We start from the raw sequence: 24,305 nt of genomic DNA on the forward strand, positions 1-24,305 counted from the left end.
AGCCTACTCGTCGGGCGGCCGCCAGTAGTCGGGGGTGGCGTCGGACGGCTCCGCCGCGGTGTCGCCCGGCGGCGGGGCCCAGACGTCCCGCCGCCACTGGGACGGGGGCCGGGGCGGTCCCGGATCCGGACCGTCGTCCGTGCTCCAGACCAGCTCGGCGAGGCGGTACCGCACGTCGTGCGTGGACATCGCGCCCGTGATCCGGACGTAGTACGCGTCGTCGTGCTCGCGGAACACCTCACGGCCGCGCTGGCGCAGGCCGGGCCTGTGCCGGTGCTCGCAGGCGTACCGGTACAGGGCGGCCCTGGCCTCGTCGCGGCTGGAGTCGAAGCGGGTGAGCGCGCCGAAGCTGTGCCCGTCACCCGCGCCGTACTCCATCGTGATCACCCAGCGCGTCATCCGATCCCCCCGTCGTGGCGCGTCAGTCGACCGCGCAGCCCCCGGTCATGGCGGGCAGCGGCTCGGGGACGCCGATCTTCGGCAGGCCGAGCAGCACGCCCTGCTTCTTGTCCTGCTCCTCCTGGTTGCGCTTCTCCCACGCGTCGCCCGCGCGCGTGCGACGCACGTTCAGGACGTCGCCCTCGGCGAGGAGGTGGTGCGGGGCGGCGTAGGTGATCTCGACGGTCACGACGTCACCGGGGCGCACCTCGGCCTCGGGCTTGGTGAAGTGCACGAGGCGGTTGTCGGGGGCCCGGCCGGAGAGTCGGTGCGTGGCGCCGTTCTTGCGGCCCTCGCCCTCGGCGACCATGAGCTCCACGGTGCGGCCGACCTGCTTCTTGTTCTCCTCCCAGGCGATCTCCTCCTGGACCGCGACAAGCCGCTCGTAGCGGGCCTGCACGACCTCCTTGGGGATCTGGCCCTCCATGGTGGCGGCCGGCGTTCCGGGGCGCTTGGAGTACTGGAAGGTGAAGGCGTTGGCGAAGCGGGCCTCGCGCACGGCGTGCAGCGTCTGCTCGAAGTCCTCCTCGGTCTCGCCGGGGAAGCCCACGATGATGTCGGTGGTGATCGCCGCGTCCGGCATGGCGGCGCGGACCTTCTCGATGATGCCGAGGAACCGCTCCTGGCGGTACGAGCGGCGCATCGCCTTCAGGACGGTGTCCGAACCGGACTGCATCGGCATGTGCAGCTGCGGCATCACGTTCGGCGTCTCGGCCATGGCGGCGATCACGTCGTCCGTGAAGTCGCGCGGGTGCGGGGACGTGAAGCGGACGCGCTCCAGGCCCTCGATCTTTCCGCAGGCGCGCAGCAGCTTGCTGAAGGCCTCGCGGTCGCCGATGTCGCTGCCGTAGGCGTTGACGTTCTGGCCGAGCAGCGTGATCTCGGAGACGCCCTCGCCGACCAGTGCCTCGATCTCGGCGAGGATGTCGCCGGTCCTGCGGTCCTTCTCCTTGCCGCGCAGCGCCGGGACGATGCAGAAGGTGCAGGTGTTGTTGCAGCCGACCGAGATCGACACCCAGGCCGCGTACGCGCTCTCGCGGCGGGTGGGCAGCGTGGAGGGGAACGCCTCCAGGGACTCGGCGATCTCGACCTGCGCCTCCTCCTGGACGCGGGCGCGCTCCAGGAGGACGGGCAGCTTGCCGATGTTGTGCGTGCCGAAGACGACGTCCACCCAGGGCGCCTTCTTCACGATGGTGTCGCGGTCCTTCTGGGCGAGGCAGCCGCCCACGGCGATCTGCATGCCCGGCCGCTGCGCCTTCATGGGGGCGAGGTGGCCGAGGTTGCCGTAGAGCTTGTTGTCAGCGTTCTCCCGCACCGCGCACGTGTTGAAGACCACGACGTCGGCGTCGCCGTCGGAGCCCTCGGGGGCGCGTACGTAACCCGCGCCCTCCAGGAGACCCGACAAGCGCTCGGAGTCGTGGACGTTCATCTGGCACCCGTAGGTGCGTACTTCGTATGTCTTGGGTGAACGGTCGTCCACGGCCGGACGCGGGTCGCTGCTGCTCATGACAACAAGGGTATGGGGTTCCGGGAGTGGTCCTGCGCCGCCCGCGAGGCCGGGCCCGGAACGGGTGGCCTCACAGCGTCGGCGGCAGCGCCACTCCCCAGTTCGGCGCTACGGACGGTGACCTCACCGAGACCCTCCGAACCTGGTCACCGCGCGCCCCCACCTGGCAGGATCGCGCCATGCCACAGCCGACCCTCCGCGTCACCCGTCGCCGCGCCCTGCTGGGCTCCGGGGCGGGTCTCGTGGTGTTCGCGCTGCTGCTGTGGTGGCTGCTGCCGCTCGGCGAGGAGCCGCCGCAGGGCCGGATGACGTTCAGCACCGGCGCGCGTACCGGCGTCTACGAGAAGTACGGCAATCTCCTCAAGCGGGCCATGGACCGGGACCTGCCCGACCTGGGCGTCACGCTCAAGGAGAGCCAGGGCTCGTGGGAGAACGTGGAGCGGGTGGCCACCGGCGAGGCCGACTTCACCATCGCCGCGGCGGACGCCGTCGCCAAGTACCAGGCCGAGGACCAGGCCGGCGCGGGACGCCTGCGCGGCTGCGCCCGCCTCTACGACGACTACATGCAGCTCGTCGTGAAGCGCGACTCCCCCGTGCAGAAGGTCGCCGACCTGCGCGGCATGAAGGTGGCCGTGGGCGGGCGCAGTTCGGGCGTGCGGCTGATCGCCGAGCGGATCCTGAAGGCGGCGGGGCTCGACGTGGAGAAGGACGTCACCGAGGTGGGCATCGGCATAGACACCATGCCGCGCGCCCTGCGCTCCGGTGAGATCGACGCCTTCTTCTGGTCCGGCGGACTGCCCACCGGTCACGTACGGGACCTGTCCGACGCCGCCCCGATCCGGCTCGTGGAACTCGGCTCGCTGGTCGACGAGTTGCACGCCATGGGCGGGTACTCGCGCTACTACCGGGCCGCCGTGATGCCCGCCGACGCCTACCCCGCGGCCCAGCAGGGCGAACCCGTCAGCACCCTCGCGGTGGCGAACCTGCTGGTCACCACCGACCGGGTCGATCCTGAGCTGGCCGAGGCGGTCACCCGTACGGTCATCGACAGCCGCGACCACATCGGGGCGGAGGTGCACGCGGCGCAGCTCGTCGACCTCAGGACGGCCGTCTACACCGACCCGCTCACCCTGCACGAGGGCGCGCGCCGCTACTACCGCTCGGTCAAGCCCTGAACGGTGGCGGCCTGCCTGCCGGAACCGTTCTCCCCGCGGCCCGCGCCGCCACCCCGCTCGGCCGCGTCCTGCGGCGGCACGGGCGCGGTCCTGGGCACCCGGAGCGTCACCACCAGGCCGTGCGGCTCCCGGCGCGCGTAGCCGATCGAGCCGCCGCCCGCCGTCAGCAGGGCCCGCGAAATGGACAGGCCGAGGCCCGAGCCCTTGACGTTCTGGTGCTGTCCGCTGCGCCAGAACCGGTCACCGATCCGGGCGAACTCCTCCTCGCGCAGGCCGGGGCCGCCGTCGGCGACCTCGACCACCGTCGCGTCGCCCGTGGCCCGTGCGGAGACGGTGACCTGCTCGCCCCCGGGGGTGAACTTCAGGGCGTTGTCGACCACGGCGTCGAGGGCGCTGGACAGGGCGACCGGGTCCGCCCAGCCCGTCACCGGCGGGCAGTCGGCCGTGAGCCGGACCCCCTTGTCCTCGGCGGTCTGGCGCCAGGCCTCCACCCGCTCCGCGGCCAGCTCGCCGATGTCGGTCAGCTGGAGGTCCGCCGCGGCGTGCTCGGCCAGGGCCAGGTCGAGCAGGTCGTCGAGGACCCGGCCGAGGCGCTTGCCCTCGGTCTTCACGGACGCGATCTCCTCGTTGCCCTCCGGTAGTTCGAGCGCCAGGACGTCGATGCGCAGCAGCAGGGCGGCCAGCGGGTTGCGCAGTTGGTGCGAGGCGTCGGCGACGAAGGCGCGCTGCTGCTCCAGCACGTCCTCGACGTTGTCGGCCATCTCGTTGAACGACCGGGCCAGGCGCCTCAGTTCCGGCGGGCCGCCGGCCGCCGCGACACGCGACTTGAGGCGGCCCGTGGCGATGTCGTGGGTCGTCGCGTCCAGCACCCGTACGGGCCGCAGCACCCAGCCGGTGAGCCGCAGCGCGGCGCCCACGGCGAGCAGCATCGCGGCCACCTCACCGGCGCCGATGACCAGCCAGCCGCGCAGCGTGGCGCTGCGCATCGCGCCGGTCGGCGACTCGGTGACCACGACGGCGACGACGTCGCCGTCGCGGATGACGGGCGAGGCGACCACGAGCCGGCCGCGCTGCCACGGCCACACCTGCGGCGGGTCGTGGCTGCCGCGCGAGTACAGCGCCTCGTCGAACGCGGCGCGCAGCGGGCTCCTGGAGCCGGCGGGCGGTATCCCGAAGTCGTCGGGCGCGCGCCCCATGGGCTCCCGGCCCCGGTAGAAGACGCCCGCCTTGATGCCGTACACCTCGTAGTAGCGGGCGAGTTCGGTGCGCAGGGTCTGCCGCCGCTCGTCGTTCTCCATGGCCCGGCCCCCGCCGGCCTTGTCCGGGCGGGTGGTGACGAACTGGGCGAGGGAGGCGAACCGCGCGGTGTCGTCGATGCGGTCGACGACCACCTTCTGCTGCTGCGCGGAGGCCACGCTCACGGCCAGCGGGAAGCCGAGCGCGAGCAGCACACCCGCCATGAGGACGATGAGCAGGGGAAGCAGGCGGGCACGCACGCCAGGACTCTACGGCTTCTGTTACGCGGCCGGGGCGACGAGCCGGTATCCGACCCCTCGCACGGTCTCGATGAGCCGGGGCATGCGCAGCTTGGAGCGCAGCGAGGCGACGTGCACCTCCAGGGTGCGCCCGGTCCCTTCCCAACTGGTCTGCCACACCTCGCTGATGATCTGCTCCCGGCGGAAGACGACGCCGGGCCGCTGCGCCAGGAGGGCGAGCAGGTCGAACTCCTTGCGGGTGAGCTGGACGAACTCTCCCGCGACCGCGACCTTGCGAGTGGGCAGATCGATGCTGACGTCGCCGAACTGCACCCCGTGGTCCACGGCGGCGGCCCCCTCCTGGGCCGTGCGGCGGCTCACCGCGTGGATCCGGGCGAGCAACTCCCCGATGTCGTAGGGCTTCACCACATAGTCGTCGGCGCCGCGGTGGAGTCCCTCGATGCGGGACCGTACGTCCCCGCGCGCGGTCACCATGATCACGGGTGTCGAGGTGCGCCGGCGGATCTTGTCGCAGACCACGAAGCCGTCCAGGTCGGGCAGGCCCAGGTCGAGCAGGACGACACCGAAGGCGTCCGCCTCGGGCACCAGTGCCTGCAACGCCTCTTCGCCGCTGCGGGCGTGCCGCACCTCGAAGCCGTGCCGGGACAGGACGGCCGAGAGGGCGCCCGCCACGTGATCGTCGTCCTCGACGAGCAGCAGTCTCATTTCGGCCCCCTCACCTCTCCGCGCTGTTCACCAGGGCATCCACTCCGATAGGTAAGGACGACGTCAAGAGGGTTCCGGTTACGGCCGTGTTCCGTTATGCACCCGGTACGCGAGGCCCTCGCCCCCTTCACGCATAGTGTCCGGTTGCGGCCGGATCGTTATGCTCAATTTCCCCTCAGATGTAATGACGCTGGTCGTATGGGGTTACTACTGTCCTCCCAACCGAGGAGGACGGAGCAAGACCCCGATGACCGAAGTTTCGGTGACCAAGGACGCCACTCCCCCTGCGGGCGACGCACTGGTCGCGCTGAGTGGAGTCAACAAGCACTTCGGCGCGCTGCACGTGCTGCAGGACATCGACCTGACCATCGCGCGGGGTGAGGTCGTCGTCGTCATCGGCCCGTCGGGCTCCGGCAAGTCCACGCTGTGCCGCACGATCAACCGCCTGGAGACGGTCGACTCCGGCGACATCGCGATCGACGGCAAGCCGCTGCCCCAGGAGGGCAAGGAGCTGGCGCGCCTGCGCGCGGATGTGGGAATGGTCTTCCAGTCCTTCAATCTGTTCGCGCACAAGACGGTGCTCGAGAACGTGACGCTGGGACAGGTCAAGGTCCGCAAGGCGGACAAGAAGGCGGCCGAGGAGAAGGCCCGTGCGCTTCTCGACCGGGTCGGTGTGGCCGCCCAGGCCGACAAGTACCCGGCGCAGCTCTCCGGCGGCCAGCAGCAACGCGTCGCCATCGCACGGGCGTTGGCGATGGATCCGAAGGTGATGCTCTTCGACGAGCCGACATCGGCGCTCGACCCGGAGATGATCAACGAGGTCCTGGAAGTGATGCAGCAGCTCGCCCGGGACGGCATGACGATGGTGGTGGTCACGCACGAGATGGGCTTCGCCCGCTCCGCGGCCAACCGAGTCGTCTTCATGGCGGACGGCCGGATCGTCGAAGAGGCCGTACCCGACCAGTTCTTCAGCAATCCGCGCAGCGATCGGGCCAAGGACTTCCTGTCGAAGATCCTGCACCACTAGACGCGCGCCCCGCGCGGGCCCGCAACTGCGCACCCGCGCGCGCGTGTTGCCTACTTTCCACTGCCGAATCTGCCGACACGAAGGATGTTCACCATGAAGCTCCGCAAGTCCGCCGCCGCGGCCGCCGCCGTCGCCGCGCTCGCGCTGACCGCCACCGCCTGTGGCGGCGAGTCCGGAGAGGCCGGTGACAAGCCCGCCGGTGCCTCGGGCGGCAAGAACCAGCCGAAGCTCCCCACGTACGCGGTGAAGACCGACGTCAAGATCGACTCGCCCACCCTGGAGAAGGCCCAGAAGGCCGGCAAGCTCGTCATCGGTTCCAAGGACGACCAGCCGTACCTCGGTTTCCAGGACTCCAGCGGCAAGCGTTCCGGCTTCGACATCGAGATCGCCAAGATGGTCGCGGCCGACCTCGGCTTCAAGCCCAGCCAGATCACCTTCAAGACGATCGACTCCGGCGTCCGCGAGACCACCATCTCCAAGGGCGACGTCGACCTCTACGTGGGCACGTACACGATCAACGACGAGCGCAAGAAGCAGGTCGGCTTCGCGGGCCCGTACATGCAGGCCGGCGCCGACCTCCTGGTCCGCAAGGGCGAGAAGGACATCACGGGTCCGACCTCCCTCAAGGGCAAGAAGGTCTGCTCCATCAAGGGCTCGACCCCGCTCCAGGAGATCAAGAAGCCCAAGTACGGCGCCGAGACCGTCGAGCTGGCGAAGTACTCGGAGTGCGTGCAGCAGCTGCTGAACAACGAGGTCGACGCCGTCACCACCGACGACGCGATCCTCAAGGGCTACGCCGCGCAGAACCCGAAGAAGCTCGAGGTCGTCGGCAAGCCCTTCACCGAGGAGCCGTACGGCGTCGGCATGAGCAAGGACGACAAGGCCCTGCGCGACGCGGTCTCCGACGCCATCGAGGCGCACGAGAAGAACGGCGACTACAAGAAGGCCTACGACGCGACGCTCGGCCTCTCGGGCGCCGAGTACACCGAGCCGCCGGCCCTGGAGCGCTACTGAGCGTTCGGCGCCGCTGAGCGCTCTCGGGCGTTCGGCACCTCCTGAGTGTTCAGCCGCCTGTTCTCGCAGGCAGTGAGTTGACCGCGTCCCTGTACGCCACGACCGCGTACAGGGCGCGGCTCCCCCTGCCCGACCGCTGCCGCCCCACGAGGAAATCCCCGTGAATGTACTGCTCGACCACCTGTCGGAATTCCGCGAGGGATTCTTCGGCACCATCGGCCTGACCCTGGCCAGTGGACTGCTCGCGATGCTGCTCGGCACGCTCCTCGCCGGGTTCCGGGTCTCTCCCGTACCGCCCCTGCGGTACTTCGGCACCGCCTGGGTCACGCTGTTCCGCAACACCCCGCTGACGCTGCTCTTCCTCGTCATCTGGTTCGCGGTCCCCCAGGTCATCGACTTCGGCTTCAGCCCGTGGGTCAAGGCCCTGATCGTGCTGAGCTGCTACACCTCCGCGTTCGTCTGTGAAGCGGTGCGCTCCGGCATCAGCACCGTCCCGCTCGGGCAGGCCGAGGCGGCGCGCTCGATCGGCATGACGTTCTTCCAGACGCTCGGCCTGATCATCCTTCCGCAGGCGGTTCGGACCGTGCTGCCCCCGCTGAGCTCCATCTTCATCGCGCTGACCAAGAACTCGGCCATCGCCGGCGCCTTCAGCGTCACCGAGCTGTTCGGCTGGCAGAAGCTGCTGAGCGACCAGGGCTACCCGATCGCCTGGATCTTCCTGTGGGTGGCGCTCGGCTACCTGGTCATCACCTTCGCCATCAGCATCTTGTTCCGGGTGCTCGAGAGGACCCTGGAGGTCGCCCGATGAGTGCCAGCGTTCTCTACGACGCCCCGGGCCCCAAGGCCAGGATCCGCAACCGGATCTACACCGTCGTCGGCACCCTCGCGGTGCTCGGCCTCATCGTCTTCGTCGTCACGCAGCTCGCCTCCAAGGGCCAGTTCGAGGCCGACAAGTGGAACATCTTCAATTACGCCAACGTCCGCACGGCGATCCGTGACGGCATCCTGACCACCCTGAAGGTCTTCGCCGCGGCGGGCGCGCTCTCGCTGATCTTCGGCGTCGTCCTCGCGGTGGCCCGCTCCTCGGAGCACCGGCCGATCCGCTGGTTCGCCACGGGCTTCATCGAGCTGTTCCGCGCCATCCCGCTGCTGATCACCATTTACGCCCTGTGGGTTCTTTTCCTCACCTACAAGAGCGACTTGGGCGTCATCGGCGAGAACAACGCCTTCTGGGCGCTGGTCATCGGCCTGACCGTCTACAACAGCTCGGTGCAGGCGGAGGTGCTGCGCGCCGGCTTCCAGGCCGTGCCGCGCGGACAGGTCGAGGCGGCGTACGCGCTGGGCCTGCGCAAGTACCAGGTGATGACCACACTGCTGCTGCCGCAGGCGATCCGGTCGATGCTGCCGACGATCATCAGCCAGTTGGTGGTCACCCTCAAGGACACCTCGCTCGGCTACATCATCACGTACGCGGAGCTCCTCTACGCGGCCCGCAAGCTGGCCAACAACACGCTGGTCGGCGGGGAGTACCCGTACGTTCCGGTGCTCGTCGTGACCGGCACGATCTACGTCCTGATGTGTCTGGCGCTGTCCGGGCTCGCCAACTGGATCGAGCGGCGCGGCCGTCGGGCCAAGACCGGCATCAAGGTGGCCGCGGCCGCCGAACCCGTGGGCGAGGGCGGTCTGAAGGACGCCGTGGACCTGCCGGGCGGAGCGGGCCACCACGGTGCCGCCGCCACCGTCGACGAGGTCGCCGACGAGCGGCCCGGCACGGACGACCGACCCGAGGGACCGGACTCCCGCACCACCTGACCCGAGCAGGGTTCCGGGACCCGCGGACGACGGCGGCAGTGGCTTGATCGCCACTGCCGCCGTCACTTGACGCAAGCACCGGCAATGGGTTGCATACGCTCTGTGAACGCGCACCCCGCTCCAACTGCCCGTCCTTGTACGTCCAGTACGCCGCCCGTGCCCTGGCACGGGACACTTCCCGGCGGGCTACTCGGGGCGGGAGGGGCCACGCCGTGGACCCGGTGATCGTCGTCGGCGCGGGACCCGTAGGGCTCGCGCTGTCCCTCGCCCTCGCGCGGCACGACGTACCGTCCGTGATCCTCGACGAGGGCCCCGGCAAGGACGAACCCCGGCCCGCCCGCACGGTGGTGCTGCGGGAGGACACCGCGGCGCTCGCCGAACGGCTCGCGGGTACGTCGTTCGAGGGGATCGGTGCCCGCTGGACGGGTTGGCGTTCCCTGCGCCGCAAGCAGGAGATGGGCGTCGTCACCTTCGGTGAGCCCGGAGCTCCGGGTGGCGCGGGCGCATCGCTGCCCGCCCCGCTCCACATCGCCCAGCACGAACTGACCAACGCCCTGCGCGGGGCCGTCAACGCCGAGCGGCTCATCAAGGTCGCCGTCGGCAGCCGCCTCGACTCGATCGAGCAGGAGAAGAGCGGCCTGACCGCGCACACCCGCGGCCCCAAGGGCACGTGGTGGCGCGGCAGTTACCTCGTCGGCTGCGACGGGCCGCGCTCCACGGTCCGCAAGCTCCTCGACATCCGTTTCCCCGGCCGCACCGCCGTCGAGCGGCACGCGGTCGCCGCGCTGCGTGTGGAACTTCCGTGGCCCGGTCAGGCGTTGCTCCATCGGAGTCCTCCGTGGCGGACCTCGGGTCGATCGGGCTCGGAGGTCGTCGGCCGCCCCCTGGCCGACGGCGTCTGGCGCCTGGACTGGCTGCTGCCGCCCCGCAGCGACCTGGTGACCCCGGACGCACTGGTCAACCGCGTCCGGGAGACCCTCGGGGGCTGGTGCGGAGGCTCCACCCCGCCGTACGAACTGCTCGACACGGGAGTGCACACGGTCCACCACCGCCTCGCCCGGCGCTGGCGGGTGGGCCGCGTCTTCCTCGCCGGGGACGCCGCGCACCTGCTGGGCGCGCTCGGCACGCAGGGCCTGGACGAGGGGCTGCGCGACGCCGACAACCTCGCGTGGAAGCTGGCCCTGGCCTGGCACGCGGGGCCGCACCCCACCGCCGAAGGGCTGCTCGACAGCTATCAGGCCGAGCGCCGGGCCGTGGTGGCCGGGCGGCTGCGCGCCGCGGACCAGGCGCTGCCGATACTGCGCGGTGGCGGCGGGCTGCGCGCGTACGTGCCCGGTGCCGCGCGCGGGCACGACGCGCTGCTCACGGACGGTCACCTGGGGCACGGGCCGCTCGGCGCGCCGGGGGCGTACCCCGACTCGCCGCTCGCGCCCCCGCACTCCGAGTCGCAGGTGGAGGTCGACACCGCGCCGGGCGCACCGATCACGGACGTCGAGGTCACGGCGCCCGACGGCTCGTTCGTACGCCTCCGTGACCGGCTGGGGCGCGGGCCGCTGCTCGTCGTGCTCGTCGCCCCCGGGACCGGGGTGTGGGAGCGCAAGCACTGGATGTCGGCGGGGTTGATGCCCCGGCTCGCGGCGGCCGTCGCGGCGCTCCCCCACGAGGCCGAGCTGCTCGTCGCGGAGAGCTACCCGGGGGCCGGGGCGCACACCGTGCTGCTGATCCGGCCGGACGGGCACCTGGTCACGGCGCTGAGCGGGGTCCGCCCCGCGGAGCTGTACGAGGCGGCGCGCACGGCCGTCGGCCAGCCCGCGGAGGAGAACGGACCGGTGAAGAGCGGCGCGAGTCGCTGAGGCACGGCGGGGGCCGGTGAGCGGGCGGGGGGCCGGAGTGAGGATCCGGAGGGCAGGTTGACCGGCCCCTGGCGTCGTGGTCTACTCCGGACCATGACGCTCGACACCGATGTACGCCTGTGGCGGAGGGTCCATATGGACCTCGTCCGCTACGCGGGCTGCGTGTGTCACTCGTCCTGCTGAATTCGCATCCTTCCTTTCACGTGCGCGCCGTTCGGCGTGCGCGTGCTTCCCGCGAACTCCCAGGACGGTTCCTGTGTCCAGTCTGGCCTCTGATTCCCGCACGCCGGAATCCCCCACGCCCGCATCCCGTACGTCCGCCTCGCGCACGCCTTCCTCGCGTACGTCCCCGGCCGCTCCCACGCAGGCCGACCTCCTCGCTTTCGTCCGCAGCGTCGCGGCGGACCACGAGCTGATCACCTCGCTGCCCCTCGATCCGGAGGGCCGTACGTGGGTGCGGCTCGAAGGCCCCGAGGGCAGCGAGGCCTGGCTCATCGGCTGGCCGCCGGGCACCGGCACCGGCTGGCACGACCACGCCGAGTCCGTCGGCGCCTTCCTGACCGCGCGCGGCGCGCTCAAGGAGAACTCGCTCGCCGCCCGCCTCCCCACCGACGGGTGGAAGACCCTGGAGCTGTCCGAGGACGTCGACAGGGAACGGCGGTTGACGGCGGGCGAGGGCCGCGCCTTCGGCCGCCACCACGTGCACGAGGTGCTGAACGAGTCCCTCGCCGAGCACGCCGTCTCGGTGCACGCCTACTACCCGCCGCTCCCCCGGATCCGGCGCTACAGCCGCACCGGCCCGGTGCTGCGCCTGGAGTCGGTGGAGAGCCCGGAGGACTGGCAGTGAGCGCGCCCGGCCCCCGCCCGGTGGGCATCGACGACCACCTGGAGCGGGTGCGTTCCGGGCTCGACCGGGTCGAGGCGCGGGAGGCGTTCGACGCGGCCTCCAGCGGCGAGGCACTCCTCGTCGACATCCGGTACGCGGCCCTGCGGGAGCGAGACGGCTTGATCCCGGGGGCGCTGGTGGTCGAGCGCAACGAACTGGAGTGGCGCCTCGACCCGTGGGGCAGCCACCGCTCCCCCGAGGCCACCGGTCACGACCTGCGGGTCGTGGTCGTCTGCAACGAGGGCTACGCCTCCAGCCTCGCCGCGGCCTCCCTGCACCAACTGGGCCTGCACCGGGCGACGGACCTGGTGGGCGGCTTCCAGGCGTGGCGGGCGGCGGGGTTGCCGGTGGCGAAGGCGTAAGGGCTGAGCGGCAACTGCCGGGCAGGCAAGGGTGGGCAGGCAGAGGTGGGCGGCCCTGTGGGTAAGGGGCGCCCACCCTTGCGAAGTGCCCCTTACTCCTTGGCGGTTGCCGCGGTGACGGGCCGGATCCGCAGGGCCGCGCGTCCCGGCAGCGAGCTCGCGGTCAGCGCGAGCAGCGCGGCGGCCGCGACCACTCCCACGTACACCAGGGGCAGCACGGCCGGCGCCGCCGTGCCCGTCATGCCGAGGCTGAACGCGGTGAGCACGGCCAGCGCGATCCCACTGCCCAGGCCGACGCCCATGAGGACGACGGCCAGGGCCTCGACGCGCAGCATGCGCAGCACCTGGCGCCGGGTCGCTCCGGCGAGCCGCAGGAGCGCGAACTCCCGTATCCGCTCGGACACCGACATCGCCAGAGTGTTGACGACTGCGATGGCGGTGAAGGCGAGGACGAGTGCCATGGCGAGCAGATTGACCTCGGCGTTGGCCTGCTGCCGCGCCTCCTGGAGGCCGTCGGCGGCGCTCGGCGTCAGCACGCGCACGGCCGGGAACTCACGGAGCGTGTGCGCGAGTTGTTCCTGTGTGCGGTCGGTGGAGACGAGCACGGAGGAGGCGGGCGGATTGTCGACGTGGCGGGCGAGCAGGGCGTGGGAGAGGGTCAGATCGCCGAAGCCGAGCCCCCTGGCGTAGACGGCGGCGACGGTGAGGGTGGCCGGTGTGCCGTCGCCGAGCGTGAGCTTCAGGCTGCTGCCGGGCTTCAGGCCCAGCTGATCCGCGGCGAGTTCACTGACGGCGACCGAGCGGGCCCCGAAACGGTCGAGGGTGCCGGAGGTGACGTCCGGGTCCCAGGTGCGGGTGAGCCCGGCCGAAGTGACGCCCTGCGCGGGGTACTTGGTGAGACCCACGCGGACCGTGGAGCGGACGACCTCGGTGGCGGTGGTGTCCCGGTCCGCACGCAGGGCACGCGCGGCCGCCGCCGGAACGCCGGGCTGCTGCGCGGCGAGCACCCAGTCGGCGCGGATGCCGGCGCGCTCCTGGGCGCGGGCGGCGTCGCCGAGGGTGGGCTGCGCGAACAGGACGGTGCAGGTCATGCCGACGAGCAGGGTGAGCGGGGTGACGACGGCGGCCATCCGGACGGAGTTGCCCCGCACGTTGGCGACGGCGAGCCGGGCACCGGGGCCGGTGCCGCGCAGGGGCCGTCCGACGACGGCCATGGTCGCCTTGACGAGCAGCGGCCCCAGCAGGGAGACGGCGCAGGCGAGGACGACAACCGTCAGGAACGTCACGGGCGTTGACGCCGCCTCGGTCCGCAGGCCCCCGAGGACCACGACGAGCACGGTGCCGCCCGCCAGCGCGACGAGTCCGGCGACGATCCGGACCACGGAGGGCCGCCGCGCCTCGGCGCTCGCCTCGGACAGGGCCTGCGCTGGCCGGATCCGCGCGATACGACGCCCGGCGACACGGGCCGCGAGCCACGCTCCGAACAGGGTCGCGAGGACGCCGGCGGCCACGGGGAAGAAGCTGACGGTGCGTTCCAGGGTGGACGGCACGGCGCCCAGTTCGACGAAGCGCCCGTAGAGCCAGCCGCCCAGCGGCAGCCCCAGGAGGGCGCCGACGACCCCGGCCACGCCGCCGACGATCAGCGCCTCCCGCCCCAGCAGTCGGCGAATCTGCCGCGAGGTGGCGGCGATGGCGCGCAGCAACGCGAGTTCGCGGTGCCGCTGCTGCACGCTCAGCGCGAACGTGCCGACCACCACCAGCACGGCGACGAGCAGCGACGTGCCACCCATGGCCCCGCCCATGCTGACGAGCTTCACGCGGGCGGCCGACGCGTCGAGGAACTCGACGGCACCCCGGTCGTCCCCGGTGCTCACCTCGACCCTCACGCCTCCGGAAGCCGCACCGGAAGCCGCACCGGAAGCCTGGCCGGAGGTCTGACCGGACACCTGGCCGGAGGCGCGGCCGAGCGCCTGGGAGACGGCCCGCTTCACCTCTGCCACGTCCCGCCCCCGCTCCGGCACGACGCCGATGGCCGTGACCGCTCCCCGGTGCGCGGCCAACCGCTCGGCCTCGGCGGTGGCGAAGAACAGCGAGGTCTGGTGGGTGACGGTGGCTCCCGCGCCCGGCGCCGCGATACCGCTGACGCGATACGTCTGCGGGTCCTGCGTGGACTGCACGGCGAGCTGGTCGCCGACCGCGAGGTGCGCGCGGTGCGCGAGATCCCGGTCCACCACGACGTCGCGGTCGGAACGGGGCGCGGCGCCGGTCGCGAGCACGAACGGCGTCAGGACCGCCGACTCCCACGCATGCCCCTGCGCGGGCCGCTCGGCGTCCACCGCTCCCCGCGCCAACGGCTGGGCGAGGAAGGAGAGTTCGGGCACGGCCCGCCGCACACCGGGAACGTCCCGGACCTGCCGTACGACGTCCTTCGGCAGCCACGCCCGCTCGGCGATCGGCTTCGCCTTGTGCTTGACCTTCGTCTTGCCCTTCTTGTGCTTGACGATGGTCTGGTGCACGTCCTGATCGGCGGAGACCAGGATCGGCGCGGCCGCGTACCGCTCAGTGCGCACCGTGCCGCGCAGCCCCGTCTCCAGCAACGTGCCACAGGCCGTGACCAGCGCCGCCGCGCACATCAGCGCCACAAAGGCCCCGAGGAAGCCCCCTTTTCGGGCCCGAACGCTCCGCAGGGCATAACGCAGCATCATGAGGCACCGCCCGGCCGACCCACACCCATCGTCCATGTCATCCCCCAACGATGGCCCGCGGCCCGCCCCCTGACATTCCGGCAGCCCGCCCACTCTCCCGGGGGAAAACCCCACCACTCCCCGCCGAGCAGCCGACCTCGCAGCCCATCAAGCCCCTCCGGCGATTGAGGAGCGGGGCTCCGGGGCAGAGCCCCGACCGCTCCCCGTGCGACCGAACCCCAAGGCGCGGCGCACCACACACCTGACACCACGCCCCGACACACACCACACGCCCACCTTCGGCGGAGCCGCTACTCCCCGAACCCCAAGTCGTCCGTCTCCTCCCCCTCCTCCTCCAACGCCTGCCGCACCACCCGCAACGCCATCCCCTCCCCATAGCCCTTGCGCGCCAACATACCCGCCAGCCGCCGCAACCGCTTGTCCCGCTCGAGCCCTCGCGTGGACCGAAGCTTCCGCGCCACCAACTCGCGCGCGGTCTCCTCCTCCCGGTCGGAATCCAGCTGCCCGACCGCCTCGTCGATCACGGTCGAGTCCACCCCCTTGGTGCGCAACTCACGCGCCAGCGCCCGCCGGGCAAGCCCACGGCCGTGGTGCCGGGACTCCACCCACGCGTCCGCGAAGGCACTGTCGTTGATGAGCCCCACCTCTTCGAAGCGGCTCAGCACCTCCTCCGCCACGTCGTCGGGGATCTCCTTCTTGCGCAGCGCGTCGGCCAACTGCTTGCGCGTACGCGGAGTCCCGGTGAGCAGACGCAGACAGATGTTCCGCGCCCGCTCAGCCGGGTCCCCTGACGGCTCCCCCCGCTCGGCCCTCGACGAGCCGGGGTGGCCGTCGTCCTGTTCGGCGCCGGACGGATCCCCGAATCCACCCCGGCGCCGACGCCCACGCGGGCCGGCCCCGCCCCGTGCACGTCCACCACGGCGCGGCCCGTCCGCCGCGCCGCTCCCCGCTTCGACGTCGTCCCCGGCCTCGCCGTACCCCACGTCGTCGTACGCCCCGCCGCCCCCGCGCCCCCGGCCCTCGGGGACGGCGAAGCGCACGTCGTCATCGGTCCAGTCGGTTCGTCGTGTCACGGCGGACTAGCTCTTGGCCGCCGCGGCCTTGGACTTGGTCGCCTTGGGCGCGGGCACCGTCTTGGCCGCGTCCTCGGCGGGAACGGCCGGCTCCGCCGCCGCGTCCGCCGCCGGCTCGCTGCCCGGCTCCTCCGGACGGACACCGACGCCCAGCTTGTCCTTGATCTTCTTCTCGATCTCGTTGGCCAGGTCGGGGTTGTCCTTCAGGAAGTTGCGCGCGTTCTCCTTGCCCTGACCGAGCTGGTCGCCCTCGTACGTGTACCAGGCGCCGGCCTTGCGGACGAAGCCGTGCTCCACGCCCATGTCGATCAGGCCGCCCTCGCGGGAGATGCCCTGCCCGTAGAGGATGTCGAACTCGGCCTGCTTGAAGGGCGGGGCGACCTTGTTCTTGACGACCTTGCAGCGGGTGCGGTTGCCGACCGCGTCCGTGCCGTCCTTCAGGGTCTCGATACGACGGATGTCGATGCGCACCGAGGCGTAGAACTTCAGCGCGCGACCACCGGTCGTGGTCTCCGGCGAGCCGAACATGACGCCGATCTTCTCGCGCAGCTGGTTGATGAAGATCGCGGTGGTCTTGGACTGGTTGAGCGCGCTGGTGATCTTCCGGAGCGCCTGGCTCATCAGGCGGGCCTGAAGACCCACGTGCGAGTCACCCATCTCGCCCTCGATCTCCGCGCGCGGCACGAGCGCGGCGACGGAGTCGATGACGATCAGGTCGAGGGCGCCGGAACGGACCAGCATGTCGACGATCTCGAGAGCCTGCTCGCCGTTGTCCGGCTGGGACAGGATCAGGTTGTCGACGTCGACGCCGAGCTTCCTCGCGTACTCGGGGTCCAGGGCGTGCTCGGCGTCCACGAAGGCCACCTGGCCGCCGGCCTTCTGCGCGTTGGCCACGGCATGCAGGGTCAGGGTCGTCTTACCGGAGGACTCGGGGCCGTAGACCTCCACCACACGGCCGCGCGGGATGCCGCCGACGCCGAGGGCCACGTCGAGCGCCGTCGAGCCGGTCGAGATGACCTCGATGGGCTCGTGGGTTCGGTCGCCCATGCGCATGACCGCGCCCTTGCCGAATTGTCGTTCAATCTGTGCGAGAGCGGCGTCGAGCGCCTTCTCGCGGTCGGTTCCTGCCATGGGTTCCACCCGGTTTGCTTGAGTCGATCGCTTCACGCCAAAGACGCTAACGCCTGCCACTGACAATCGGCCTCGACGCCTGTCTCGCCTGTGGATAACTCGAGGCTCCTCGCCCGGCCACTCTCCCCGAATCCCTTGGAAACACTGGGGGAAAGTGCCTCTGGACACTCCATAAGAATGGATGTTCGATTTTGGTGTCAAGCGCACCACGCGGGTCGGCGCGCCCCGACCGCCACATGATCGCCGGGGCCCCGCACACCAGCCTGCCCGCTCCCGAGCCCGAGATCACCGGTCACCACGAACGGGTGCGACCCTCCGGCTACCGTGGCTCCGCATGACCCACACCGCGATCGAGATCACCGCAGAGCTCGTCCGGGAGCTGCTCCGGGAACAGCACCCCGACCTGGCCGACCGTCCGGTGCGGTTCGGCGCCCGCGGCTGGGACAACCAGCTGTGGCGGCTCGGCGACGACCTCGCCGTCCGGCTGCCCTGGGCCACCGACTCCGCGGACGCGCTGCTGCGCAAGGAGCACGCCTGGCTCCCCTGGCTCGCCCCGCGCCTGCCCCTGCCGGTCCCCGTCCCGCAGCGCCTCGGCGAGCCCTCCGAGCGTTTCCCCCGCCCCTGGATCGTCACCACCTGGGTGCCGGGCACACCCGCCGACCAGGAGCCCGCCACCGCCGCCTCATCGGCCGACGCCCTGGCCGCCTTCCTGAACGCACTCCACCAGCCCGCTCCCGAAGGGGCGCCGACCGGGCGCGCTCGCGGGGGCCACCCGGCCGACGCGACCGAGGGCTTCGCCCAGCAGCTCGCCGAAGCAACCGAGCGGGGGCTGATCACCGACCCGGCCGCAGTCCGCGCCGTCTGGGACGACGCCGTCGCCGCACCCGCGTGGACGGGCCCGCCGCTGTGGCTCCACGCCGACCTGCACGCGGCCAACGTCCTGACCGCCGACGGCACGTTCTGCGGCGTGATCGATTTCGGCGACCTCTGCACGGGCGATCCTGCCTGGGACCTCGCCGCCGCCTGGATGCTGCTCCCGGAAGGCGCCGTCGAGCGCTTCCACGCCGCCTGTCGACCGGCCCCCGACGCGGCCACCCTGCGGCGTGCGCGCGGCTGGGCCGTGATGAAGGCCCTCGTCTGCATCCTCATCGGCGACGCGGGCGACCACGGCCGCCCTGGGGGCAAGCCCTCCTGGGGCCCGCCCGGACACACCTCACTGCGCCGCCTCCTCGCGACGCGGACCGGCTGACCCACCCCGCGTCGTACGGCGGGTTCACCGGCGCCCGGAGCGCGGCTCCTTCACGATGCGCCGCATCCTCGCCAGAAGGGACGCCCCACGGATGCGGTGCCCGTGCACGCGCGGGTCGTCGGTGACGTCGTACCGCTTCACGTACGCCCCGAGGAACGCCTGGAGCGTCGCGACCGCCGGAATCGAGATCAGGGCGCCCACCGCGCCCAGGAGCGCGGTGCCCGCGATGACCGAACCGAAGGCGACCGCCGGGTGGATGTCCACGGTCTTCGCGGTCAGCTTAGGTTGCAGCATGTAGTTCTCGAACTGCTGGTACACGACGACGAAGATGAGCACCCACAGCGCGTACCAGGGGTTCACGGTGAACGCGATGAGCATCGGCAGGGCGCCCGCCAGATACGTGCCGATGGTCGGGATGAACTGCGAGACGAGCCCCACCCACACGGCGAGCACCGGCGCGTACGGGACGGCGAGCGCCGCGAGCAGGATGTAGTGCGCGATCCCGGAGATGAGTGCCATGAGGCCGCGCGAGTAGAGGTAGCCGCCGGTCTTGTCGACGGCGATCTCCCAGGCGCGCAGCACCTCGGTCTGCCGGGCGGGCGGCAGGACCGAGCACAGCGCACGCCGCAGGCGCGGGCCGTCGGCGGCGAAGTAGAACGAGAACAGCAGGACCGTCAGGAGCTGGAACAGCCCGCCGAGCACCTGCGCGGAGACGTCCAGGACACCGGTGGCGCTGTTCTGGACGTACTTCTGGAGCCAGTCCGAGTGCAGCAGGCTGTCCTGCACCTCGACCCGGTTGAGGTCCGTGTGGAACGTGTCGTTGACCCAGCTGATGAGCTGGTCGATGTACTTCGGGAAGTCGTCGAACATGTCGACGATCTGGCCGGCGAGCATGGACCCGAGGAGCACGACGAAGCCCGCGCTCACGACCAGGACGGCGAGGAACACCAGGAAGGTGGCGAAGCCCCGGCGCAGCCCGCGCGCCGACATCCTGCTCACCGCCGGCTCCACGGCGAGCGCCAGGAAGAACGCGATCAGGATGTTGATCAGCAGCCCGGTCAGCTGGTCGAAGGCCCAGTGGCCCAGCTGGAAGCAGGCGATGAGGGCCAGCGCGAGCACCATGGCGCGCGGCAGCCAGCGCGGCATCCGCTCACGCGGCGCCGGCGCCGAACCCGGCGGTGCCGGGGGCGGCGTGGTGCCGGGCGGCGGGGCGTCGTCCGCCACCTGCAAGGTCTCGTCAGTCGGTGCCACGCTGTCAGTCTCGCCCACGTCGCCGACCCTGGTCGGCCTCCCCCGTTCCATCACTCTTCAGCGCCTGTCGTCCGGTACGTCCATCGCCGTGCACACGACCCGCCACACGTCCTTGGCCTCCCAGCCCGCGTCGAGCGCCTGGTGGACCGTGCGCCCACCGAGCCCCGCCATCACATGATCACGCGCGAACGTGTCGGCGTAACCGGATCCGAAATGATCCGCCATTCGCTGCCAGAAGACCGTCAACCGCATAGGTCCAGTATCCCGCCCCTGAGAGTGCAGCCGCGCCCGGGAGGCTCGCCGAGAACGCTTTCCGCCCTACGGTCGGTGCATGGCCGAAACCGGAGCTTCCCCACTCCCCCCGTCGCCCCCGGCACGTTCCCCGCTCGCCCGTGCCGAGACCTTCGTCTGGCTGACCGCACGCGTCCTGGAACAGCGCCGGTTCGCCTATCACTTCCTGGACGGCTCGACCGCGGCGGCGAACGCCGTCGAGACGGCCCTGACCGCTTACCGCAACGAGGACGACGGCTTCGGGCACGCCCTCGAACCGGACCTGCGCGGCCCGGTCAGCCAGCCCCTGCACACCGGTCACGCGCTGCGCGTACTGGACTCGATCGGGCGATGCTCGGGGCAGCGCGTGGAGCGCGTGGGCCGCTATCTGACCGCCGTGTCCACCCCGGAAGGCGCGCTTCCGGCGGTGCATCCCAGCCAACGGGGCTACCCCTGCGCCCCGTTCGTCCCGGTGGTCGACGACCCGCCGGGCGAGCTGCTCGCCACCGGCCCCGTCGTCGGCCTGTTGCACCGCAACGAGGTGTGGCACGCCTGGCTGTTCCGGGCCACGGACTTCTGCTGGTCCGCCGTCGAGTCCCTCGAGACATCCCACCCGTACGAGGTCCAGGCCGCGGTCGCCTTCCTGGACAGCGCACCCGACCGCCCGCGCGCGCGGGCGGCCGCGGACCGGCTCGGCCGCCTGGTGCGCGAGCAGCGGCTCGCGGTGCTCGATCCGGAGCGCAGGGCGGACCACCCGGTCGCGCCCGGGTACGCGCCGGACGAGCACCACTTCCCGTACGACTTCGCCAAGGTGCCCGAGTCCCTGGCGCGCTCCTGGTTCACCGACGAGGAGATGGCCCGCTCGCTGGACCATCTGGTGAACGAGCAGCAGGAGGACGGGGGTTGGCCGATCAACTGGCGGCAGTGGGCCCCGTCGACCGCGATGGAGGCGCGCCCCATGGTGACCATCGAGGCCCTGCGCACGCTGCGCGCTTACGGGCGCCCCTTGTAGGGCGTCGCACGCAGGGCGTTGTGCGGACAGGGTCGTCCGCTCACTGCTCGGCGTCGCGCAGGAGCAGCGCCGCGATGGCGAGGGCCGTGCCGCGCGGTGAGGACAGCTCGATGCCGGTCCACTCGGCGATCTTCGCGAGCCGGTTGTCGACGGTGTTCGGGTGCAGCCCGAGCACTTCGGCGGTCGCCCTGCGGTCCTGCTGGTGGGCCAGGTGCGTGCGGAGCGTCTCCAGGAGCTCCGGCCGCTCGGCGACGGGGTCGAGGAGGGCGGCGATGAGGTGGCTGCTCTCGTTGCGCCTGGAGAGGTGGTACTCGAGCAGGACGTCATCGAGGCGGTGCAGACCCGGCGGCAGGCCGCACGCGCGCGTGATGCGCAGGATCTCGGTCGCGGTGCGGGCCGCGCCGGGCAGCTCCTCGGGGCTGTCCGCCCGGACCGCGGCGACCCGCACGGGCAGGCCACTCGCCCGGCTCAGGTGGTGCGGCAGGTCGCCGGGCACGGGGCAGTCCTTCGGGACGACGACACGTCCCACGTCGCCGTCCAGCAGGGCGAGCACCGCTCCATCGAAGGTGCGGTCCAGGACGCTCTGCAGGCGTCGCAGCCGTCGGCGCACCGCGACGGGTCCCTCGGCAGGTGTCACGTCCGTCCCGAGCGCCAGTACGTGGGCGGGGCCCGTGAGCCGGAGCTGGTCGAGCAGTACGTGGCCGGGCGGGAGCATCCCGTCGAGCAGGCCGCGCACCAGCGACCGCTGCTGCGCGTGCCGTTCGGCCTCCAGGGCGGACCGCTCGTCCAGGTAGGTCTCGGCGACCGATCCGACGACGCCGGGCTGGGCCCGCAGCAGCACGTCGACGAGTTCCACCAGCGCGGCCTCGTCGCCGGGCTCCGCGACATCGCGCAGCGCCCGCCACAGGGCGTAGGAGCCGAGCGCGTGCGTGCGCAGCAGGAGGTGCAGCGGCATGCCCTCCTCAGCGCGCTGAGCGGCCCTCTCGCGGAACAGCCGGTGGCTCCCGGCCCGTTGCGCGTCCGGGTCCTCCACGTGCCGCAGGAAGAGCCGTACGCCGTGTCGCGCGGTCGCCGCGATCTCCAGGTCCTTCACGTCGTCCGGCAGCTCCGCGTAGCCGGGCAGTTCCTCGAAGGCTTCCCTGGCCATGCGGCGCGCCAGCTGGTTGACGCGCGGCTCGCAGCGCGCGGCGAGAGAGCGCGCTTCCGGAGACAACGCCACGGGTCCTCCCTGGTCACCTGCAGCAGGACACCCATTGTGACGCGTCACAGCACCGCGCGAGCGGGGGCGCGGGTCCCCGCGCCACGCGCCGCGTCACCCGGTGAGGGCCCGCATCCCCGCGGTGACCACCACGGCCGCCGCGACCACCACCAGGAACGGCGCCCGCAGCACGAGCGCGACGGCGGCCGCCGCGAGCCCGGCCGCCCTGGCGTCGAGGACCAGCGCCCGCCCGTCCGCGAACGTCTGCTGGGCCGTGAGCGCGGCCAGCAGGGCGACCGGGAGCAGCGCGGAAAGACGCCTCACCAAGGGGCGCTCCAGGGCGCCCGCGGGAACGAGCAGACCGATCAGTTTCACGGCGTAGCAGCCGACGGCGGTGACCCCGATGGCGATCCAGATGTTCATCGGTCTCCTCCTCGCGACGCGTCGGACGCGGCGCCCCGGCGGCGCCCCTCCACGCAGAGCACGGCGGGGGCCGCGAGCGCGGCCACGAGCACCGGCACCCCGGCCGGCAGTACGGGCAGCAGTCCGAGCATCAGGACGACGGCCAGCCCGGCCACGGCACGCTCCGTGGTGGTCTTCAGCATCGGCGCGAGCAGCGCCAGGAACACCGCGGGCCCGGCCGCGTCGAGCCCCCACGCGTCGGTGTCGCCGATGGCCTCGGCGCCCAGGGCGCCGAGCAGCGTGGTGAGGTTCCACAGCACGTACAGCGTCAGTCCGGTGACGGTGAAGCCAAGGCGCACGCTGCGCCGTGTCGGCTGCGCGAGTGACACGGCCGACGTCTCGTCGATCACCCAGTGCGCCGCGAACGGTCGCACCGCGCGCGGGAGGGCGAGCAGCTGGGACAGGCGCAACCCGTAGAACGCGTTGCGCACCCCCAGGAAGAACGCGCCCGCGGCGGCCGTGAACGGATTGCCCCCGGCCGCGAGCGCCCCGACGAGCGCGAACTGCGAGGCCCCCGTGAAGACAAGAAGGCTGAGCGCGCAGGACTGCAGCACGGTGAGGCCGCTACCCGCCGAGGTCACCCCGAAGGCGAATCCGGAAAGGCCTACGGCGACGCCGACCCCGAGCGCGTCCCGGACGACGGCGGAATCCGCCTTGACCGGCTCACCCGCGTGCTCGGGTCCGGGAGGGAGAGCTTCTGCTGTACGTATGTCTGTGGATGTTGTCTTGTCTGCCACGTCCCGAACGGTACGAGGAGGGACGCGTCCCGTTCTTGTACGTTCTTGCGCTCGCGCTGGTAGGCCCCCGGCGGCACCCCGACGATCCGCGTGAAGTGCCGGTTCAGGTGCGGCTGGTCGGTGAAGCCGACGGCCACTGCGGCATCCGCGGGCGCCGTCCCCGCCTCCAGGAGACGTCGCGCCACGCGCACGCGCGCGTTGGTGAGCCAGGTGTGCGGCGGCATCCCGTACGCGTCACGAAAGGCCCGCAGCAACGCGAAGGGGCTGGTGCCGAGCTCGGCCGCGAGGGTCTCCAGGGACGGCGGGTCGGACAGCCGTGCTTCGAGGAGGTCGCGCGCACTGGCCGCGGCCCTGGCGCCTGCGGACCTCCGGGGCCGCACCGCGAGCGAGGTCCCGTGCGCGCGCAGCAGCCGGGCGCACACGACCCTGAGCAGGCTGTCGGCTGCCAGCGCGTTGCCCTGTTCCGCGGCACGGTGCATCTCGCTGATCATCAGCGCGGCCTGCGGATCGGTGACCATCGGCTCACCGAACACCGCGGTGCCGCGCACCGTGCCGGTCTCCTCGGCGATCTCGGCGACGACGTCGGCGGACGGGTAAAGCGTCGCGTAGGTCCAGCCGTCGGGCCCGCCCGCCCGCGCGGTGTGCGCCACTTCCGGGTTGAGCATGACGACGGTGCCCGGCCCGGCGTGCAGGGTGCCGTCGGGCAGGCCGATCGTTTCGACACCGCGGGTGACCGCGGCGATCACGAATCCGTCGTGGCTGTGGCGCGGGAAGGTGTGCCGAACGTAACGGGCCCGCAGCAGGTCGAGCCCCGGCAGCTGCTCGTACCGCCAGTGCCGTGCCCATTCGCTCTTCCCCGCCGCCAGTGCCATACGCCCATTCTGCGTCAGCGCCGCCTCGCCGAACCACCCGTTTGCCCAGGTCACGACCATTGTCAGTGGC

The 24,305-nt window shown here is 71.8% G+C and carries 24 protein-coding genes; 11 read left to right on the forward strand and 13 right to left on the reverse strand.

What is annotated here, in order from left to right:
• Positions 1-3: 3 nt before the first annotated feature.
• On the reverse strand, positions 4-399 hold the full coding sequence (locus tag ACYBSK_RS28495; protein WP_460243844.1) for a hypothetical protein: 396 nt from the start codon (positions 397-399) through the stop codon (positions 4-6).
• Between the two features lie 22 nt (positions 400-421).
• Positions 422-1,945 (reverse strand): tRNA (N6-isopentenyl adenosine(37)-C2)-methylthiotransferase MiaB, encoded by a 1,524-nt coding sequence (miaB, locus tag ACYBSK_RS28500; RefSeq protein ID WP_457480117.1) that lies wholly within the window; start codon positions 1,943-1,945, stop codon positions 422-424.
• Positions 1,946-2,124: 179 nt separating this feature from the next.
• On the opposite strand from miaB, the gene ACYBSK_RS28505 reads away from it, so the two are divergent.
• Positions 2,125-3,120, forward strand: coding sequence for a TAXI family TRAP transporter solute-binding subunit (locus ACYBSK_RS28505; RefSeq protein WP_457480118.1), 996 nt, complete (start codon positions 2,125-2,127; stop codon positions 3,118-3,120).
• On the opposite strand, the gene ACYBSK_RS28510 is transcribed toward ACYBSK_RS28505, so the two are convergent.
• Together ACYBSK_RS28510 and ACYBSK_RS28515 are read right to left on the reverse strand one after the other, a co-directional pair.
• Positions 3,099-4,616 (reverse strand): sensor histidine kinase, encoded by a 1,518-nt coding sequence (locus tag ACYBSK_RS28510; protein ID WP_457480119.1) that lies wholly within the window; start codon positions 4,614-4,616, stop codon positions 3,099-3,101. The genes ACYBSK_RS28505 and ACYBSK_RS28510 overlap by 22 nt on opposite strands.
• A gap of 21 nt (positions 4,617-4,637) precedes the next feature.
• Complete coding sequence (locus ACYBSK_RS28515; protein ID WP_457480120.1) at positions 4,638-5,321, reverse strand: response regulator transcription factor; 684 nt, start codon at positions 5,319-5,321, stop codon at positions 4,638-4,640.
• Between the two features lie 247 nt (positions 5,322-5,568).
• On the opposite strand from ACYBSK_RS28515, the gene ACYBSK_RS28520 reads away from it, so the two are divergent.
• From ACYBSK_RS28520 to ACYBSK_RS28555, 8 genes are all read left to right on the forward strand, one after another.
• A complete protein-coding gene (locus tag ACYBSK_RS28520; RefSeq protein WP_457480121.1) occupies positions 5,569-6,348 on the forward strand; it encodes an amino acid ABC transporter ATP-binding protein in 780 nt (259 codons plus the stop codon).
• Positions 6,349-6,441: 93 nt separating this feature from the next.
• Positions 6,442-7,362, forward strand: coding sequence for a glutamate ABC transporter substrate-binding protein (locus ACYBSK_RS28525; RefSeq protein WP_457480122.1), 921 nt, complete (start codon positions 6,442-6,444; stop codon positions 7,360-7,362).
• A 160-nt stretch (positions 7,363-7,522) separates the two neighbouring features.
• A complete protein-coding gene (locus tag ACYBSK_RS28530; RefSeq protein ID WP_457480123.1) occupies positions 7,523-8,170 on the forward strand; it encodes an amino acid ABC transporter permease in 648 nt (215 codons plus the stop codon).
• A complete protein-coding gene (locus tag ACYBSK_RS28535; RefSeq protein WP_457480124.1) occupies positions 8,167-9,174 on the forward strand; it encodes an amino acid ABC transporter permease in 1,008 nt (335 codons plus the stop codon). The genes ACYBSK_RS28530 and ACYBSK_RS28535 overlap by 4 nt, the downstream gene beginning before the upstream one ends.
• Before the next feature lie 212 nt (positions 9,175-9,386).
• The gene (locus ACYBSK_RS28540) at positions 9,387-11,027 is read left to right on the forward strand and encodes an FAD-dependent monooxygenase (protein WP_460243845.1); all 1,641 of its coding nucleotides are present in this window, start codon (positions 9,387-9,389) and stop codon (positions 11,025-11,027) included.
• 93 nt (positions 11,028-11,120) lie between these two features.
• Positions 11,121-11,210, forward strand: coding sequence for a putative leader peptide (locus tag ACYBSK_RS28545; protein WP_457480126.1), 90 nt, complete (start codon positions 11,121-11,123; stop codon positions 11,208-11,210).
• 82 nt (positions 11,211-11,292) lie between these two features.
• Positions 11,293-11,874, forward strand: a complete 582-nt coding sequence (locus ACYBSK_RS28550; protein ID WP_460247119.1) for a cupin domain-containing protein — start codon at positions 11,293-11,295, stop codon at positions 11,872-11,874.
• The gene (locus ACYBSK_RS28555; RefSeq protein WP_460243846.1) at positions 11,871-12,275 is read left to right on the forward strand and encodes a rhodanese-like domain-containing protein; all 405 of its coding nucleotides are present in this window, start codon (positions 11,871-11,873) and stop codon (positions 12,273-12,275) included. The genes ACYBSK_RS28550 and ACYBSK_RS28555 overlap by 4 nt, the downstream gene beginning before the upstream one ends.
• A gap of 92 nt (positions 12,276-12,367) precedes the next feature.
• On the opposite strand, the gene ACYBSK_RS28560 is transcribed toward ACYBSK_RS28555, so the two are convergent.
• The 3 genes from ACYBSK_RS28560 to recA all read right to left on the reverse strand — a co-directional run bounded on the left by ACYBSK_RS28560 (position 12,368) and on the right by recA (position 17,184).
• Positions 12,368-14,980 (reverse strand): FtsX-like permease family protein, encoded by a 2,613-nt coding sequence (locus ACYBSK_RS28560; RefSeq protein ID WP_460243847.1) that lies wholly within the window; start codon positions 14,978-14,980, stop codon positions 12,368-12,370.
• A gap of 290 nt (positions 14,981-15,270) precedes the next feature.
• A complete protein-coding gene (recX, locus tag ACYBSK_RS28565) occupies positions 15,271-16,053 on the reverse strand; it encodes a recombination regulator RecX (protein WP_460243848.1) in 783 nt (260 codons plus the stop codon).
• A 6-nt stretch (positions 16,054-16,059) separates the two neighbouring features.
• Entirely contained in the window at positions 16,060-17,184 is a 1,125-nt protein-coding gene (gene recA / locus ACYBSK_RS28570) for a recombinase RecA (RefSeq protein WP_460243849.1), read from the reverse strand.
• Positions 17,185-17,518: 334 nt separating this feature from the next.
• Between recA and ACYBSK_RS28575 the strand changes: the two genes are divergently transcribed.
• Positions 17,519-18,433, forward strand: coding sequence for an aminoglycoside phosphotransferase family protein (locus tag ACYBSK_RS28575; protein ID WP_460243850.1), 915 nt, complete (start codon positions 17,519-17,521; stop codon positions 18,431-18,433).
• A 24-nt stretch (positions 18,434-18,457) separates the two neighbouring features.
• On the opposite strand, the gene ACYBSK_RS28580 is transcribed toward ACYBSK_RS28575, so the two are convergent.
• Together ACYBSK_RS28580 and ACYBSK_RS28585 are read right to left on the reverse strand one after the other, a co-directional pair.
• A complete protein-coding gene (locus tag ACYBSK_RS28580) occupies positions 18,458-19,684 on the reverse strand; it encodes an AI-2E family transporter (RefSeq protein WP_457480132.1) in 1,227 nt (408 codons plus the stop codon).
• A gap of 57 nt (positions 19,685-19,741) precedes the next feature.
• Positions 19,742-19,936, reverse strand: coding sequence for a DUF3046 domain-containing protein (locus ACYBSK_RS28585; protein WP_457480133.1), 195 nt, complete (start codon positions 19,934-19,936; stop codon positions 19,742-19,744).
• A 79-nt stretch (positions 19,937-20,015) separates the two neighbouring features.
• Between ACYBSK_RS28585 and ACYBSK_RS28590 the strand changes: the two genes are divergently transcribed.
• Positions 20,016-20,966: a hypothetical protein gene (locus ACYBSK_RS28590; protein ID WP_460243851.1), complete on the forward strand. Its 951-nt coding sequence runs from the start codon at positions 20,016-20,018 to the stop codon at positions 20,964-20,966.
• Between the two features lie 40 nt (positions 20,967-21,006).
• On the opposite strand, the gene ACYBSK_RS28595 is transcribed toward ACYBSK_RS28590, so the two are convergent.
• From ACYBSK_RS28595 to ACYBSK_RS28610, 4 genes are all read right to left on the reverse strand, one after another.
• Positions 21,007-22,185 (reverse strand): PucR family transcriptional regulator, encoded by a 1,179-nt coding sequence (locus tag ACYBSK_RS28595; RefSeq protein ID WP_460243852.1) that lies wholly within the window; start codon positions 22,183-22,185, stop codon positions 21,007-21,009.
• Between the two features lie 93 nt (positions 22,186-22,278).
• A complete protein-coding gene (locus ACYBSK_RS28600; protein WP_457480136.1) occupies positions 22,279-22,587 on the reverse strand; it encodes an AzlD domain-containing protein in 309 nt (102 codons plus the stop codon).
• Positions 22,584-23,336 carry an AzlC family ABC transporter permease gene (locus ACYBSK_RS28605; protein ID WP_460247120.1) on the reverse strand — a complete coding sequence of 251 codons (753 nt, stop codon included), beginning with the start codon at positions 23,334-23,336 and terminating at the stop codon, positions 22,584-22,586. Before ACYBSK_RS28605 ends, ACYBSK_RS28600 begins: the two co-directional genes overlap by 4 nt.
• Positions 23,231-24,235 carry an AraC family ligand binding domain-containing protein gene (locus ACYBSK_RS28610; RefSeq protein ID WP_460243853.1) on the reverse strand — a complete coding sequence of 335 codons (1,005 nt, stop codon included), beginning with the start codon at positions 24,233-24,235 and terminating at the stop codon, positions 23,231-23,233. The genes ACYBSK_RS28605 and ACYBSK_RS28610 overlap by 106 nt, the downstream gene beginning before the upstream one ends.
• Positions 24,236-24,305: the final 70 nt, after the last annotated feature.

This window comes from Streptomyces sp. BYX5S (assembly GCF_054724165.1).